Origin of the sequence: Pseudomonas sp. BF-RE-21, from assembly GCF_019947305.1 — a bacterium.
Lineage (GTDB): Bacteria > Pseudomonadota > Gammaproteobacteria > Pseudomonadales > Pseudomonadaceae > Aquipseudomonas > Aquipseudomonas migulae.
Map to the genome: position 1 here is coordinate 1 of NZ_JAGYGF010000089.1, position 15,747 is coordinate 15,747.

Here is a 15,747-nt window from a genome sequence, read left to right on the forward strand (position 1 = left end):
GGCGGTGGCGGTGGGTCAATCAACCTGTTTATTGACTGGACGGACGCCATCGCCGGCAAGCCGGCTCCTACAGGAAATCGCCGTACGCTTTTGATTTTCACCACTCATCAGGTCGAGCGTTAGCTCGCCTTCCGCTTTTGATCTGAGCGCCCCCTCGAGAGGCCGAGTGGAGGTTCTGCGCAGTGGGCAACCCGGCATGGATGCCGGGTTAGCCGCGCACGGCCAGGGATGGCCGATCGCGGCGGGCCCACGGAGCAGGACCGGAGCGAGCCACCGAACGAAAGGGGCAAAAGCGCTTGGTTACTTGGCGCTTCTCCAAGTGACTCGCCGTAAGGGCGAAACCAATGGAAGCCGTTACCGCAGAAACGGATATCCCCCCAATCCAAAACCCCGCCTCAAAAAAAAACCCCAACCAGCTCACGCTGATCGGGGTTTTCTTTTACCCGCTTTCCCGCTTAGTGCGTAACGCGGCTCGTACCGTCTACAGTAGCAATCCGCACCCGCTCACCCACACGGAACACTTCGTTTTCCTGAACCTGCTGCACATAGGCACGCATGCTGCCGTCGTCTTCACGAACAGTGATTTCCACACCTTGGGTGCGGGTCAGGCCTTCTTCAGTGGCCGAGCCGATCAGCCCGCCAGCCACGGCGCCGATAACTGCAGCAACGATGCTGCCTTTACCACCGCCGATGCTGCTGCCGCCAACACCACCGACCGCCGCGCCGGCGAGGCCGCCGATCGGGGTCTTGGTGCCTTCGATTTTCACCGGACGCAGGGATTCGATGGTGCCCATGCGAACGGTCTGCACACGACGCGCTTCGTCACGGGAGTAGGAGTCACCGGTCAGGCTCGATTGGCAGCCAGTGAGCAACATCGCCATCGTGGAAAAGGAAGCAACAAGCAGAACAGACTTACGCATGGCATCACCTCCAAAGGACATGTAACCATTAAACTCCGCAGCTTGACGCGTGTCACGACGTCGCCCCGATAACATTGGTTTGATTCAGGCCCGGTACAGGGACCTCCACGAACTCATCAAACATTAGCGGCAAATGACGAGATCTGCGCCGCTGCCCCAAGGATTTTCATGGATTACTTCATCATTGTCGTCACCACTGTCGCCGGTCTGTACTTCCATGGGTGGTTGTACGTACGGATCAAACGCTGGATGGACCGCGATATGGCGCTAGCCCTGGCGGGGAGCGATGAGCAGAAAAGAGCCTACATGCTCCAGCAACTGGCGAACGCTCAAGCGCAGAAGATCAAGCGTCGGGACCTGCCTCAGTGGCTGGAGGCCGCTGCGGCAGGTTATCCCGGTCGGTAGACTGCTCAGGGCGCCAGACGTTCAAGAATCCAGTCGGCGCCTTGCAAACGATAGTTGAGGCGATCGTGCAGGCGGCTCGAACGGCCCTGCCAGAATTCGATGCGCTCAGGCAGCAGACGATAACCGCCCCAGTGCTCAGGGCAATGAGGCTGCGTATCGCTGAAACGTTGCTCGGTATTCTTGAGCAACGCTTCCAGTTCGGCACGATCGGCGATCACGCGGCTTTGCGGTGAAGCCCAGGCACCAAGGCGACTGCCCAGCGGCCGGACCTGGAAGTAGGCATCGGATTCCTCAGGCGTGACCTTCACCACCCGACCTTCTACACGAACCTGACGCTCGAGGGCCGGCCAGAAAAACGTCATGGCCGCGAACGGGTTCGCGGCCAGATGCTGGCCCTTGGCGCTGTCGTAGTTGGTGAAGAAGGTGAAGCCCTGCGCGTCCAGGCCCTTGAGCAGCAAAATGCGGCAATGCGGCCGACCGTCCTGATCGACGGTGGCCAGGGTCATGGCGTTGGCTTCCACCGGCGGCTGCTCGGTTTTCACCGCGTCGGCAAACCACTGATGGAACAGCGCGAACGGCTCGGCCGGGGCTTGTGCCTCGGTCAGGCCGTCTCGGGTGTAGTCGCGACGCATATCAGCCAGGCCCTGGGTCATGGCGCATTCCTTTTGGTTAACGAATCACTTTTTCACAGGATCGGCGACAACGACTTTTTTGTCAGCTGCCGCGGCTTTGGCCGGCGTGGTCTTTTTGGCCGGCGTCGCGGTTTTAGCCGGAGTCTTCTTGGCGGCGGCTTTCTTGGCCGGCGCTTTTTTCGTGGCAGGTACAGCGGCTTTCTTCGCGGCTGGTGCCGGGGTGACCGGCTTGGCCACTGGCTTGACGTCCTGGGCAGCGACCAGTTTCACCGGTGCCGGGGCTGGCATGTTGTACTTGCTCAACAGCGCAACCATAGTGTTTTGCGGAGTCACCAGCAGTTCGACGCGACGGTTCAAGGCACGGCCTTCAACGCTGTCGTTGGCCGCACGCGGGGCTTCGCCACCCATGCCGCGCAGCATCAGGCGATCACGCTGCAGACCGCTGAGGCGGAAAATCGCCGCCACGGCTTGTGCGCGTTCCTGGCTCAGTTTCACGTTGGCCGGTGCGGCGCCCGAGGTGTCGCTGTGACCCAATACCAGCACGGCGGTCTTGGGATCGACTTCAAGGATTTTCGCCACGCGAGTGAACGGGCCGAGAGTCACCGGCAGCAACATGGCCGGACGGTCGGGGTTGAACGAACCTTCTACTGGCGCAGTGACCACCAGCACGTTTTCACGGCGCTCGAGTTGCAGGTTGCTGTCCTTGATCGCGGTGCGCAGGCGCGGTTCGTAATCGTCGAGCCAGGCCTGAGTGACTTTAGGGTCAGGCATCGGCACGACTTTGGCCGTGCTCTGCTCTTTGCCGCCGAACGGCCACCACCATTTGCCACCGGCGTCGGCTTCAACCTTGGCAACCGGGGCCACCTCGGCAGGCTTCACAGGTGCCGGCGCGGGAGCCGGCTCTTTCGCCGCGACTTTGTCGGAGGAACCGAACGGCCACCAGCTGCTGCCATCCGAATCATTTTTTGGTGTCTGCGCACAACCGGTAACAGCGACACACAGGGCCAAAGCGAGGGTGGTTTTATTGAGTGACATTGGAAATCCACAAAAAAGAAGTCATAAAAATTCAGGCCGGCATGACCCGGATAAACAGACGGTTGGAAAACATAAAGGCCTTCGGGTTCCGGCCCTGGAACCCTTCAGCGCGTTTTACAGACAAGTGGCCAGTACCCGCGCGAGCTTTTGCGCGCGCGGATCCATCAAGACGTAAGGCCCCAGTGTATTTGTCACAAAACCGAAGGCGACATCGTATTCAGGGTCAGCAAAACCGATGGAGCCGCCAGCGCCCGGGTGACCGAACGCACGTGGGCCGAGGCCGTAGGTAGCGTTCGGGACATCGGGTTGATCGAGCATGCAACCCAGGCCGAAACGGGTCCGGGTCAGTAAAGTCTTGTCTTCGCCGAGGCTGTGTTCGCGGGTCAGCTCATCGAGCATTTCGCTTTCCAGCAGGCTGCCGTCGAGCAGCCCGGCATAGAACCCGGCCAGGCTGCGGGCATTGCCGTGGCCGTTGGCCGCCGGTTGTTGCATGCGCCGCCATTCCGGTTTGTTGGTGCTGGTCAGGACCGACGGCGGGTTAGTAAAGGCCCGCGTGGTCATGGCCGTCGGTTCGCGCATCGTCACTTGCAGCAGGCGCTGGGCCGCGGCATCGCCGACGTTGCCCTTGCCACGGGCGATGTGCGCCACGCGATGGAATTCTTCATCCGCCAGGCCGACGTGAAAATCCAGGCCCAACGGTTTGGCCACGCGGGCCACAATGGACTCGCCCGGGCCACGCCCGTCGGCACGGCGCAGTAACTCGCCGACCAGCCAGCCATAGGTGATCGCGGCATAACCGTGACCGGTGCCCGGCGTCCACCAAGGCGATTCGGCGGCCAGCGCATCGACCATGGTTTGCCAGTCGTAAAGCGCTTCCGGGGCCAGCAACTCGCGCAACGCCGGCAAACCAGCCTGATGGCAGAGCAGTTGACGCAAGGTGACGGATTCCTTGCCGGCGGCAGCGAATTCGGGCCAATAGCGGGCAACCGGGGCATCCAGTTGCAGCTTGCCTTCGGCGACCAGTTGCAGGGCGGTGACGGCGGTGAAGGTCTTGGTGCAGGAAAACAGGTTGGCGATAGTGTCGCTGTGCCAGGCCTCATGGCCATCCTTGTCGGCGGTGCCGGACCAGAGGTCGAGAACGGTTTCGCCGCCAACCTGGATGCACAACGCTGCGCCACGCTCCTGAGGATCGTCGAACAACGCCGCGAACGCTTCGCGAACCGCTTCGAACTTAAGCTCGTAATGACCCTGAATCTGCACCCGCTACTCCCTCGGACAAACGTTCTACAAAGTGGCCGGCATTGTTCCAGCCATTGATGGTTTTGGGAACAGGGTTGGGCCGGGCGGTCGGATTGCCGATCTATTGGATCTGGAATTCATGGTGTTTTTGAGGACGCCTTCGCGGGCAAGCCTCGCTCCTACAGGAGCACCACCGAACCTGTAGGAGCGAGGCTTGCCCGCGAAGAACGATAACGCGGTAGATCAGGCCTTAATGACCATTCCCCGAATGCCCACCCGCCTGCCCGGCGCCCTTCCCCGGGCCCTTGCCGGCTTCAGCTTTTCGCCCGCCTTCGGCATCGTGACTGGCTTTATCCGCTTCAGCCTTGGCCTTCTCGGCCTCTTTGCCCAACTGATCAACGGCCGCCAGGTTGCTCTTGCGTACGCTGTCGACGAAGCCCTGAAACGGCAGATCGGTAATGCCGACCAAACCAAAGTGCCCGTTTTCACCGTCCAGCAGACGACCGGTCACCGGTTGATCGAGGTACTGGAACCAGTGCACGCCGACAATCGACGGCTCGCTCAGTGCCTGTTTCAGGAAGTTGGCGTAAGCCGGGCCACGGTCTTCTTCCTTCGCCAGTTGCGTCACGCCGCCCCAGAACGGGCCGCGATCGGCCGAGCCGAAGTTGAATTCGGTGATCAGCACCGGTTTGTCCAGGCTGCGCAATTTGGCGAAATCGTAGCCGTCCTGCGGTTGCAGGGTGTACATGTTGAAGCTCAGCACATCGCAATACTGTGCACAGGATTCCACGGCTTCCGGGGTGCTGATGGCGAAGCGGCCGCCCAGCAACAGCTGATTCGGTGCGTGCCACTTGAGCGAGTCGGAAATGGTTTTGAAGTACGTGTCAGCGAAGACCTTCTGGAAGTATTTGAAGTCGGCTTCGATTTCCGGGTACTCGGCGCTCGGCAGCGGCGGCACGAAGCCCGGGTCTTCCATCAATTCCCAGGCCGGCAAGTCGATGCCCCAGGCTTTGGACAGGCCTGCCTGATTGCGGTACTTGTCGCGCAATTGCTTGAGGAACGCGCGCTTGGCCGGCACGTCAGTGGTCATTTTCAAAGTGCCGTAGGCCAGCGCGTAGCGGGCTTTCGGGTCGTCACCGGGACCAGCCCAGGCCAGTTCGTTGTCGGCGAAGTAACCGATCAGCCAAGGGTCGTCGCGATGATCGCGGGCGGCGATGGCCACAGCGCGTTCGGTGGCCATGGCGAAACGCGGGTCGAACGGGTCAGGCATGCCGCCCCACCAGTCGGTGCCGGTGCTGATGCTGGCGTAATCGCCGACGATCGACAGCGGCAAGGTGTAGGGCACGCGGTCCGCGTTGCCCAGCTCCGGGGCGCTCCAGTTGCCGATGGTGTTGAAGCCCCAGGCTTGCAGGCGATCCAGGGTGTGGCTGGCCCAGCGTTGTTCATCAATCACTGCGGTGCAAGGTTCGGCGGGTTTCTGCTCGACCGCTTTCGCGACGGTCGCGTCCTCTGCGCCGGCCTTGGCGGCTTCGGCAACACCGGCTTCGGCCGTGGAAGGAACGACGGGTTGTTCAGCGGTCTTCTCGACCGTCGCCTCAACCGCGTCGGCCTTGGCCGCTTCGGCAACACCGGCCTTGGTGTCGCTGCCCGGTGTGCAAGGGGCGCCATACAGACGCTGCAGGTTCGCGCCATAGAAATCGTACCAGCGCCCGGCGTTGTAGCCACGGCCCTGATCGACGCCATTGCCACCCCGGTTGTCGCCTTCGCCAAAGTGACTGGCCAGCGGTTCTTCGGGTTTAGGCAGCGATTCGAACATCCACTCGCGACCGGCGATGTAAGTCTGGTTGACGTCCGGCGCAACGGTGTTGACCCCGAGCGAATAAAACGGATGGCCTTCCGGGGTCACCAGATACCAGCGACCGTCACGTTTCTCGCTGCGGAAAAAACCGCTGGCCTTGAACGACGGGCCATTGATCCAGCCCCCGAACTTGTCCAGCGACGACTTCTTACGCTCTGCCAGCCAGGTTTTGGTCTGTTGCTGTTCCTTGGCGGCGGCGCTTTTCAGTTGCTCGTCGCTGCCGACCTTCTCCGGCCACTTGGTCCGGGTCGACTGACCGAAAGCGTCCACCAGGCCGCCATAAACGGCTTGGGTGACCGCCTCGCCTTCCTGCACGCCAAAACGCTCAAGCAGGATACTTTGCGCGACTTTCGGCTGATCCATCGACAACGTCACCGACACCACCTGGCTGCGATCCAGCTCACCGGCGCTGCTGGCCAACAGGATGCGTTGACCGTCGACAGTCATCGGCATCGGCGGACCGGCCTTCATGCCCAGGCTCAGCGGCGAGCTCGGCTGCAACGGCACCAGCAGCGTCTGCGCAGGGCCCGCCGGCAGATCCACGCGACTGATCAGCGTCTTGCCGTCGTTGCTTTGGATTTTCACGTAAAGGGTCACGGCCCAGTCCATTGCGCTTTGAATACGCAGGCTCATCACGCCGGACTGCGACCAGTCCCAGGCCCCGGTTTGCGGGGTCAGGCGCAGGGTTGGCTGGGCCACCGGGTTGAACGTCACCCGGCGCAGCACTTCGCCTTCGGCCGTTTGCTCTGCATTGGATTGCGGCAGGCTGGCGTCCTGAGTCGCCACCTGGACCACGTCGGCGGGGCGCACAAAGTTGAACAGCGTCTGCTGGCCTGCGGGAGCGGCGAGCAAAGGCGTGGTGAACAACAAGGCAAAAACAGCAGGCAACGAACGGCGAATCATGAGAACGAAAATCTCCCTAACGACCAACAATGGCCAGTGGAAAAGCGATGGCAGAGAGATAGACAACGCGGCGGGCAGATTTGCCCACCGTCGTATCAGGAAATTTCTCGACGGAATGGCGGTAACGCATTGAGGATCGCTTTGCCGTAACGCTGGGTGACCAGGCGTCGGTCGAGCAAGGTGATGGTGCCGCGGTCCTCTTCGGTTCGCAGCAAGCGACCGCAGGCCTGGACCAGTTTCAGCGAGGCGTCCGGTACGGAGATTTCCATGAACGGATTGCCGCCCCGCGCTTCGATCCACTCGGCCAGTGCCGCTTCGACCGGATCATCGGGCACCGAGAATGGAATCTTCGCGATCACTACGTGCTCGCAGTACGCGCCGGGCAAGTCGACCCCTTCGGCGAAACTCGCCAGGCCGAACAGCACGCTGGAATCGCCGCCATCGACGCGCGCCTTGTGCTTGTTCAGGGTTTCCTGTTTCGACAGGTTGCCTTGAATGAACACTTGCTTGCGCCAGTCGCGGTCGAGACCGTCGAACACGTCCTGCATCTGTTTACGCGAGGAGAACAGCACCAGCGTGCCGCGCGAACCTTCGACCAGTTGCGGCAGGTCACGAATGATCGCCGCGGTGTGGGCCGCTGCATCACGTGGATCGGCTTTCAGGTCCGGCACCCGCAGAACGCCGGCATCGGCGTGATGGAACGGGCTCGGGACCACGGCGGTCACGGCTTTTTTCGGCAGCCCGGCACGCATGCGGAAGCGGTCGAAGGTGCCGAGTGCGGTCAGGGTCGCCGAAGTCACCAGCGCGCCGTAAGCCACGTTCCACAGATTGCGCCGGAGCATTTCCGCCGCGAGGATCGGGCTGGCGTTGACTTCGATGTCGAACAGCGAGCCGCTTTCGGCCAGGGTCAGCCAGCGCGCCATGGGCGGGTTGTCTTCCGGGTCTTCGGCGGTGAATGCAACCCACAACTCCCAGTTGCCCGAAGAGCGCGACAACAGGCTGCCGAACAGCGGATACCACTCTTCGGCCTGGTTGCTGGCGATGCCGATGTTGACCTCGCCGTCCATGCCTTCCTTGAGCAACTCGGTGAGTCGGGTGAACAGGTCGGTGAGGCGGGCAAAACCCTTTTTCAGCTCGATGCCCATTTCACGCATGTGCTCGGGAATCACCCCGCCGACGAAACGGTGACGCGGCCGTTCGCGACCTTCGACGTCTTCGCCGGGTTTGAAATCGGCAGCCTGTTCGCAGGCGGTAAACATGAATTGCTGCTGGGTCTTGATCTCGCGGGCCAGCTCCGGCACCTGTTCGATCAACTTGCCCAGGTCACCCGGCAGCGGATGCTGGGCGAGCAATTTGGTGAGGTTCTTCGCGGTGGTTTCCAGCCAGTCGGCAGTGGAACGCAGGCGCGTGTAATGGGCGAAGTGGCCGATGGCCTTGTCCGGCAGGTGATGGCCTTCGTCGAACACGTAGATGGTGTCGCGCGGATCGGGCAGAACGGCACCGCCGCCGAGGGCGAGGTCAGCCAAAACCATGTCGTGGTTGGTGACGATCACGTCCACCTTGCCCATGCCTTCGCGGGCCTTGTAGAAGGCGCACTGGCCGAAGTTCGGGCAATGGCGGTTGGTGCACTGGCTGTGATCGGTGGTCAGGCGCGCCCAATCGGCGTCTTCCAGGGCGGTGGACCAACTGTCGCGGTCGCCGTCCCACTTATTGCCGGCGAGCTTCTCGATCATGCTGGTGAACAGCTTCTGACTGGCCTCATCGACCTCGATCTTGAAGCCTTCTTCTTCGAACAACTGCGCGGTAGCGGTTTGTGCGTGACCTTCCTGCAGCAACATGTCGAGCTTGGACAGGCACATATAGCGCCCACGACCCTTGGCCAGGGCGAAGCTGAAATTCAGCCCGCTGTTGCGCATCAGGTCGGGCAGATCCTTGTAGACGATCTGTTCTTGCAGGGCCACGGTGGCCGTGGCGATCACCAGGCGTTTACCGGCGGCTTTCGCGGTCGGGATCGCCGCCAGGCTGTAGGCCACGGTCTTGCCGGTACCGGTGCCGGCTTCCACCGCAACAATCGCGGGGTCGCCACTGCGCCGGCCTTCGTCGTCGGTGTCGATGTCACCGAGGACCTTGGCAATTTCAGCGATCATCAGGCGTTGGCCGTAGCGCGGCTTGAGGCTCTTGGCTTCGAGAAAACGCGAGTAGGCGCCCTGGATCGTGGTTTTGAGTTCAGTGCTGATCATGGATTGTCGGGCGCAAAAAACGCTGGATAAATTTTCAGTGGTTCGGTTCGGCGGCTATCATACCGCGCTAATTAATCCCGCGCAGAACGGAGTACCCCAATGACACCTTTTGGCATCGTTTACACCCTGCATGTCCTGTCCGCCCTGGTGTGGGTCGGCGGCATGTTTTTCGCCTGGATGGTCTTGCGTCCGGCCGCGATGAAGGCGCTGGAAGGCCCGGCCCGCTTGAAGCTGTGGGTAGAAGTGTTTCAAGGTTTTTTCCGCTGGGTCTGGATCGCGGTGGTGCTGTTGCCGGTCAGCGGTGTCGGCATGATTCATTTGCAGTACAGCGGCTTCGAGGCCGCGCCGCGTTATGTGCAGGTGATGATGGGCTTGTTCGTGGTGATGACCGCGCTGTTTATCCGGATTCAGGCGTTGCTGTTGCCGGAATTGCGCACGGCGGTGACGGCGCAGGATTGGCCGACGGGGGCTGCGGCACTGGGGAGGATTCGCCGGTTGGTGGGGATTAATTTGATTGTGGGGTTGGTGCTGGTGGCCATCGCCTCGGCGCGGCCGATGTTCTAAAAGCTAAAAGCTTCGCGGGCAAGTCGGATCGCCGCACCGCTCGCTCCTACAATGGACAGCGTGATCCCTGTAGGAGCGAGGCTTGCCCGCGAAGGCAATCGTTCAGACGACGAAATTGTCCGAAACCACTTACAACCTTTGAACCGTCACCGAACCCGCCGCGCCCGCAGGCCCCGGCTGGCCGTCAACGCCTGGCTTGCCGCTCTTGCCGCCATCGGCCTTGTAGACGAAGCACCCCTTGGCCTTGCCACCCGCCCCCGGCTTACCGCCAGGACCGGCCAGACCACCCGCGCCGCCGGCAACCTGAACCTTGATCTGCTCCGCCGGATAATCACGCGGCACTTCCAGCCTGACCAGCGCACCCGGCGCACCCGGCTGACCGTCGCTGCCATCGCTGCCATCGGCCCCGCGACCGGCCTGGCCCCAGGTGCAGCCCGGTGCCTGACCGTTGGCGCCGTCGAGGCCGACAAACCCCGGTGCACCTGCGCCGCCGCGAGCATCAACCACCAACTGTGGTGCATTCAGTGCCTTGATCTGCACATTCAGATTGCGTCCCGAGCGGGCCGCCTTGAGGTAAGTACCCGGTGCACCGCGAGCGGTAATCTGGCTGCCTTCGGACAATTGGGCACGGCTGACTTTCAACTCCAGCGCCGTTTCCCCGGGCACGATGGCGATCCGCGCTTCACGCCCCAGGCGCAATTCGCCGACGCTGACTTCGGTCACGTTCGAGGGAATCAGCAACGTGCCGTAATCGGCCACTTCCAGGCGTTCCAGCTGCAAGGTGCTGGCGGTATTGGGCAAGCGCATCAGCGAGTTGGTTTCGACGCTGACCACCTGGGCGCAGGCGAATGGGCTGACGAGTGCGGCGAGCAGACAGAGTTTACGCATGGGAAGCCTTCGGTACGGCAGGAGCCGGAATGGTTTGCAGGTGGAAAACACCGAAAAAGACAATCTTCAAGCGATCACGCCAAGGGTGGGCGCGGCCTCTGAGACTGCGGAAACAGAACACCGCCTCAAGAAGATGAAGGAACGCCAGCAGGCCGCCGGCCAGATTGACCAACAGGTGCAGCGGATTGACAAAGGGCATCAGCAGATTGACCAACACCACCAGCCAGAACAGCAGGGTCAACAGCTTACCCAACCCCCAAAACACCTTCATACGCCCCCCGTTGAGAATTATTCTTTGCACGCACAGTAACGGCTTCCACGCGGGATAAGCCAGAGGGCGACGGAAAATTCTTCATGAAGGCCGCCGAATGGCCGTCGGCGCCACTGCAATCATTGGCCGACGGCTCTATCACGGGGCTCAGCGATTGATGTGCAATTCCACGCGACGGTTTTTCGCGCGACCTTCCTCTGTTTCGTTATCGGCCACCGGCGCGCTTTCGCCCCGGCCTTCGCTGGTGAGTTTGTCCGGCGCCAGGCCCATGCCCAGCAAGTAAGCGGCTACGCTGCTGGCGCGTCGCTCCGAGAGTGCCTGGTTATAGGCGTCGTCACCCACGCTGTCGGTGTGGCCGATCACTTTGATGCTGACCACATCGGCGCTTTGCAGTTTGGGTATGAACGAGTCCAGCTGACTTTGCGCCGAGGGCGTCAGGTCGGATTTGTTGAACGCAAACAACACATCGCCCGCATCGCTCAGGGTGATGACTTCAGATTGTGCAGGTTCAGCGGGTGTCACACTGGCCGGGTATTGCGGCAGCGGACAACCGTGATGTTCGACCGGAGTATTGGCCGGCGTATCCGGGCAGCGATCGCGTCGATCGAAGACACCATCGCCATCTTCGTCGCCATCCTGCGCGTAGCAGATCAGGCCACCGGTCAAGATACCAAGCGCCGCTCCACCGGCCGCCCAACCGCCACTTTCGATAGCGCCCAGGCCACCACCGACCAAGCCACCGATAACGCTGCAGATCGGCCAGGTACGTTGATTGAGGGGGGCAGTGCCATCGCTGTGAGTAGCGCAACCGGTTAACAGGCTGCCAAGCAGCACAACCGGCCAGACGGTCCGTGTGAGAAGGCTCATGGTGAAAGCTCCTGTGTTACCGGCCGACGCCGGTTACACAGGAGTAAAGACCCGCATCCGTGACTGCACAAGCCACGGATGCGAGGGATCTAGCGTTGGATTTTGATTTCGGTGCGACGGTTCTGTGCACGGCCGTCGGCGGTTTTGTTATCGGCCACCGGCTGACTTTCACCGGCACCGGAAACAGACACGAAGTTACTGCGCGGCACGCCTTCCTGGATGAGGTACTCAACCACCGAGTGAGCGCGTTTATCCGACAGTTTCTGGTTGTAGCTATCACTGCCCACGCTGTCGGTATGGCCAGTAACGGTCAACTGAGCAGTAGGGGCTTCAGCTTTCAAACGAGTGGCGATCTTATCGAGCACCTGTTTGTCAGAAGGGGTGAGTGTGGCTTTGTCGAACTGGAAGTGAACATCGCGGATGACGATGGTTTCTTCCTTGACCACAACCGCCTCTTCAACCACTGGCGCAGGGACTGGTGGTGGGCAACCGTCGGCATCGACCTTCACGCCTCTAGGCGTACCCGGGCACTTGTCGCGGCTGTCCGGCACGCCATCGCCGTCTTCGTCGCCATCACCGTGAACCCAGCAATAGGCAGCGGCCGTGCCGCCAACCAGCAGAGCGCCGTACCCTGCCCATGCCGAGCTCTCGGTCGCGCCGAGACCCGCACCGATTACACCGCCGACTGCCGCACAGGTCGGCCAGTCGGTTTTCTGCAAACCTGCGCAACCAGTCAACACACTGGTTAGCAGAACCAAGGGTAATGCTGTCCGAACTATGCTCATCTAGTTTTCTCCTGAGGGATCGGCTTAGAACCGATTCAGGTAGTAAAGACCCGAGCTTTAATCTCCGCCAGCAATAGGCCATTGCAGTTTTATCCAGTGTTCACGGCTGATCGACACTTTTAGCGCGACGGCGCTCTATATCTGGACCTTCGGGCAGGCTAGTCTTGGCGCTCTGATTGAGGAACTTCGATGATTTCAGGTATTTCTTCGCGCACGCCCCAGCAGGCGCTGGCCGCTTTGCTGGATCGTTATGCCCCGCTCCGCCTGTTGCTGATCGGCGCGAGCGAATTCCCCGCGCTGGAAGCATTCAAGCTGGCGCACCCGGACACCTGCGTCGCCCACGCGGCACCCGGACCGTTGCCGGCCGAACTGGCGGCGCGCCGCTTTGATCTGGCGCTGGTGGTCGATTGCCTTGAACACTTGCCCAAACGCGATGGCCTGAATTTGCTCGGCGGCATCCGCAACCTCAATGCCAGTCGCATTGCGGTGCTGGCGGACTTGCCGGCCAGTGGCTGGCAGGAGACAGATTTTTTCTCCCTGGCCCTGCAAGCCAGCGAACGCTTCCAGCGCGACGAGCAAGTACTGACCCTGTTCACCTACGATCTGCTTGACTACAAACAAGTCCCCGACTGGCTCAACTCACGGTTCTGGGCCAATCCGGAAAACTTCGGGAAATACTGGTGGTAACGCAATGAGTACATCCATTTGCCCTTGCGGCAGCGGCACCCTGCTGGACGCCTGCTGCGGTCATTACCATGCCGGGCATCCGGCGCCTTGTGCCGAAGCGTTGATGCGTTCGCGCTACAGCGCTTACGTGTTGGGCCTGATCGATTACCTGGTAGCGACCACCCTGCCCGCGCAGCAGTCCGGCCTTGATCGTCAGTCCATCAGCGACTGGAGCGCGCAAAGCACCTGGCTCGGCCTGGAAGTGGAAAGCTCCGAGGTGTTCGGCGGTCAACCGGAACACGCGTTCGTGACCTTTACCGCACGCTGGCACGATGGCAGCGGCGAACACAGCCACCGCGAGCGCTCGTCGTTCGTGCAGAACGCCGGCCACTGGTATTTCATCGACCCCACTGTGCTACTCAAGGCCGGACGCAACGATGCCTGCCCATGTGCCAGCGGGCAGAAATTCAAGAAGTGTTGCGCGGGGTATTTCGCCAGTTGAGGTGATTCGTGAAGGGCTAGACTGGGGATCAAGGGAGAAACACAACCATGATCAGCCGACGTCGCGTCCTGCATACGCTCACCCTGCTCCTGTTTCTCGGACTCGGCGGCTGTGCGTCCTGGTTCAGCGACGATGAACCGGAACCTGAAGTGCATCTGGTCAAGGTCGAAGTGGTCCGGGCGAAACTGATGGAGCAACGCTTCCTGTTGTTCTTTCGCGTCGACAACCCGCGCGACAGTGACCTGACGGTGCGCGGCCTCGAATACCGGATTCACCTGGGCGATATGTTGCTGACCGAAGGCGAGCACGAACACTGGTTTACGGTCGGTCCCAAGCACAGCGCGTATTTCAAAGTGCCGATCCGCACCAACCTGTGGCCCAAGGTTCGGGATCTGGTGAAACTGTTGAAAAAACCCGAGCAACCTATCCCCTATCGCCTGGAAGGTGAGCTGGAAACCGGTGTGTTCATCGCGCACTACGTGCACCTGGCGCGCAAAGGCGTGATAATCCCCGCCGATTTAATTCCGGAGCACACCCGATGACCCAGCAACCCCACGTCCATGGCCCTGACTGCAACCACGATCATGACCATCACGACCACCATGATCACGACCATGGCCATGTCCACGGCCCGAACTGCGGCCACGCTCACCAGGAGCCGGTGCGCAACGCCCTGAAGGACGTCGGCCGCAACGACCCTTGCCCGTGCGGCAACGGCAAGAAATTCAAGAAGTGCCACGGCGCTTGATGCTTCGGACGATGTTTTTCATCGCCTGTTGAATCGCTTCGCCGGCAAGCCGGTCTCGCTCCCACACTGGATTCGTGAATGACACAATCCCCTGTAGGAGCGAGGCTTGCCCGCGAAAAAGGCACCGCGATTATTCAGGCAAACCGCGTCATCTTCTTCGCGGGCAAGCCTCGCTCCTACAGTCATTCAGTCGGTCATCAGGATCAGCGCACTGCTGACGACCGTGGCGTATTCGCCGTGCAGATTGCCCAGCGACATCGCATGCACCTCTTCAGCTGAATGCGCGTTGCCGAAATAATCCGCCTTGTCGAACGTGAAGCACGCATCCTCCGCCACCCACGTATCAAACCCCAGGTTACCGGCCGTTCGCGCCGTGGACTCCACCGAGTTGTGGGTCGCGACGCCCACGATGACCAACTGATCGATCCCCGCCTCGCGCAAACTCGCCTCCAGCGCCGTCGCACAAAACGCATCCGGCACCTGTTTCTGAATCAGTTGCTCGCCGGCCAATGGCTGGAACCGCTCCTGAAACTCCACGCCCGATTGCTGCGGCCAGAACACTGAGTCCGGTGAACGGGACAGGTGCTGTACGTGGATCACCGGCCGCCCGGTTCGCCGCCAGAGCCCCAGCAAATCCAGGATCCGCGCCTCGGCCTGAGGATTATTTCGCCGGCCAAGCCTTGGCTCCAAAATGCCTTTTTGTTGATCGATGATGATCAGTGCTGCGTTGGTCTTGAGCTCCATGCTGACTTTTCTCACGCGAGGTTATTGAGTTTCACGCACTTGAGCATCACCGCCTCCTACAGGCAAGTCCTCGATCGCAAACGGGACGACCTGATGCTCGCGGTTGCTGTCTGAACTTCACGATACCGCAACGAATACAGCAAGGTGAATTCGGCTAAGGCTTGAGAGTGATCGATTGGGTGTATATCCGGTTCTTCGGTAACGGCTGCTATTGGTTTCGCCCTTACGGCGAGTCACTTGGAAAAGCCCCAAGTAACCAAGGGCTCTTGCCCCTTTCGTTCGGTGCCTCGCTAAGGCTCGGCATGCCCTCGCTCCGGTCCTGCTCCGTGGGCCCGCCGCCATCGGCCATCCATGGCCGGGGGCGGCTAACCCGGCATCCATGCCGGGTTGCCCACTGCGCAGAACCTCCACTCGGCCTCTCGAGGGGGCGCTCAGATCAAAAGCTGAAGGCGAGCTAACGCTCGGCCTGATGAGTGGTGG

Annotated in this window: 17 protein-coding genes; 6 read left to right on the forward strand and 11 right to left on the reverse strand. The window is 61.3% G+C overall.

Going from position 1 to position 15,747, the window contains the following annotated elements:
* Positions 1 to 455: 455 nt before the first annotated feature.
* A complete protein-coding gene (locus tag KGB25_RS29530) occupies positions 456 to 920 on the reverse strand; it encodes a glycine zipper 2TM domain-containing protein (protein ID WP_008040841.1) in 465 nt (154 codons plus the stop codon).
* Between the two features lie 168 nt (positions 921 to 1,088).
* On the opposite strand from KGB25_RS29530, the gene KGB25_RS29535 reads away from it, so the two are divergent.
* Entirely contained in the window at positions 1,089 to 1,325 is a 237-nt protein-coding gene (locus KGB25_RS29535) for a hypothetical protein (protein WP_008040840.1), read from the forward strand.
* A 5-nt stretch (positions 1,326 to 1,330) separates the two neighbouring features.
* On the opposite strand, the gene pdxH is transcribed toward KGB25_RS29535, so the two are convergent.
* From pdxH to dinG, 5 genes are all read right to left on the reverse strand, one after another.
* Positions 1,331 to 1,978, reverse strand: a complete 648-nt coding sequence (pdxH, locus tag KGB25_RS29540; protein WP_192228636.1) for a pyridoxamine 5'-phosphate oxidase — start codon at positions 1,976 to 1,978, stop codon at positions 1,331 to 1,333.
* A 24-nt stretch (positions 1,979 to 2,002) separates the two neighbouring features.
* Complete coding sequence (locus KGB25_RS29545) at positions 2,003 to 2,992, reverse strand: OmpA family protein (protein ID WP_223437879.1); 990 nt, start codon at positions 2,990 to 2,992, stop codon at positions 2,003 to 2,005.
* 114 nt (positions 2,993 to 3,106) lie between these two features.
* A complete protein-coding gene (locus KGB25_RS29550; protein WP_008040837.1) occupies positions 3,107 to 4,252 on the reverse strand; it encodes an EstA family serine hydrolase in 1,146 nt (381 codons plus the stop codon).
* Positions 4,253 to 4,481: 229 nt separating this feature from the next.
* A complete protein-coding gene (locus KGB25_RS29555) occupies positions 4,482 to 6,992 on the reverse strand; it encodes a beta-agarase (protein WP_223437881.1) in 2,511 nt (836 codons plus the stop codon).
* A gap of 95 nt (positions 6,993 to 7,087) precedes the next feature.
* Entirely contained in the window at positions 7,088 to 9,232 is a 2,145-nt protein-coding gene (dinG, locus tag KGB25_RS29560) for an ATP-dependent DNA helicase DinG (protein ID WP_008031664.1), read from the reverse strand.
* 99 nt (positions 9,233 to 9,331) lie between these two features.
* On the opposite strand from dinG, the gene KGB25_RS29565 reads away from it, so the two are divergent.
* Positions 9,332 to 9,796: a CopD family protein gene (locus tag KGB25_RS29565; protein WP_223437883.1), complete on the forward strand. Its 465-nt coding sequence runs from the start codon at positions 9,332 to 9,334 to the stop codon at positions 9,794 to 9,796.
* A 129-nt stretch (positions 9,797 to 9,925) separates the two neighbouring features.
* Here the strand turns inward: KGB25_RS29565 and KGB25_RS29570 are convergent, their stop codons facing one another.
* From KGB25_RS29570 to KGB25_RS29585, 4 genes are all read right to left on the reverse strand, one after another.
* Positions 9,926 to 10,684, reverse strand: a complete 759-nt coding sequence (locus KGB25_RS29570) for a collagen-like protein (RefSeq protein WP_008040834.1) — start codon at positions 10,682 to 10,684, stop codon at positions 9,926 to 9,928.
* Positions 10,677 to 10,955 (reverse strand): DUF1145 domain-containing protein, encoded by a 279-nt coding sequence (locus KGB25_RS29575; RefSeq protein WP_008031667.1) that lies wholly within the window; start codon positions 10,953 to 10,955, stop codon positions 10,677 to 10,679. The genes KGB25_RS29570 and KGB25_RS29575 overlap by 8 nt, the downstream gene beginning before the upstream one ends.
* 147 nt (positions 10,956 to 11,102) lie before the next feature.
* Entirely contained in the window at positions 11,103 to 11,822 is a 720-nt protein-coding gene (locus tag KGB25_RS29580) for an OmpA family protein (RefSeq protein WP_223437885.1), read from the reverse strand.
* A gap of 89 nt (positions 11,823 to 11,911) precedes the next feature.
* Entirely contained in the window at positions 11,912 to 12,607 is a 696-nt protein-coding gene (locus tag KGB25_RS29585) for an OmpA family protein (RefSeq protein ID WP_008040832.1), read from the reverse strand.
* A 189-nt stretch (positions 12,608 to 12,796) separates the two neighbouring features.
* Between KGB25_RS29585 and KGB25_RS29590 the strand changes: the two genes are divergently transcribed.
* Genes KGB25_RS29590 through KGB25_RS29605 form a run of 4 tightly spaced genes read left to right on the forward strand, consistent with a single transcriptional unit; the run spans position 12,797 to position 14,523 of the window.
* Entirely contained in the window at positions 12,797 to 13,294 is a 498-nt protein-coding gene (locus KGB25_RS29590; RefSeq protein WP_008031670.1) for a DUF6231 family protein, read from the forward strand.
* Positions 13,295 to 13,298: 4 nt separating this feature from the next.
* Positions 13,299 to 13,775: a YchJ family protein gene (locus KGB25_RS29595; RefSeq protein ID WP_223437887.1), complete on the forward strand. Its 477-nt coding sequence runs from the start codon at positions 13,299 to 13,301 to the stop codon at positions 13,773 to 13,775.
* A gap of 47 nt (positions 13,776 to 13,822) precedes the next feature.
* The gene (locus tag KGB25_RS29600; protein ID WP_008040830.1) at positions 13,823 to 14,317 is read left to right on the forward strand and encodes an LEA type 2 family protein; all 495 of its coding nucleotides are present in this window, start codon (positions 13,823 to 13,825) and stop codon (positions 14,315 to 14,317) included.
* The gene (locus KGB25_RS29605; protein ID WP_007906737.1) at positions 14,314 to 14,523 is read left to right on the forward strand and encodes an SEC-C metal-binding domain-containing protein; all 210 of its coding nucleotides are present in this window, start codon (positions 14,314 to 14,316) and stop codon (positions 14,521 to 14,523) included. The genes KGB25_RS29600 and KGB25_RS29605 overlap by 4 nt, the downstream gene beginning before the upstream one ends.
* Before the next feature lie 186 nt (positions 14,524 to 14,709).
* Here KGB25_RS29605 and KGB25_RS29610 read toward each other — a convergent pair whose 3' ends face one another.
* Positions 14,710 to 15,267: a cysteine hydrolase family protein gene (locus KGB25_RS29610; RefSeq protein WP_223437889.1), complete on the reverse strand. Its 558-nt coding sequence runs from the start codon at positions 15,265 to 15,267 to the stop codon at positions 14,710 to 14,712.
* Between the last annotated feature and the right edge of the window lie 480 nt (positions 15,268 to 15,747).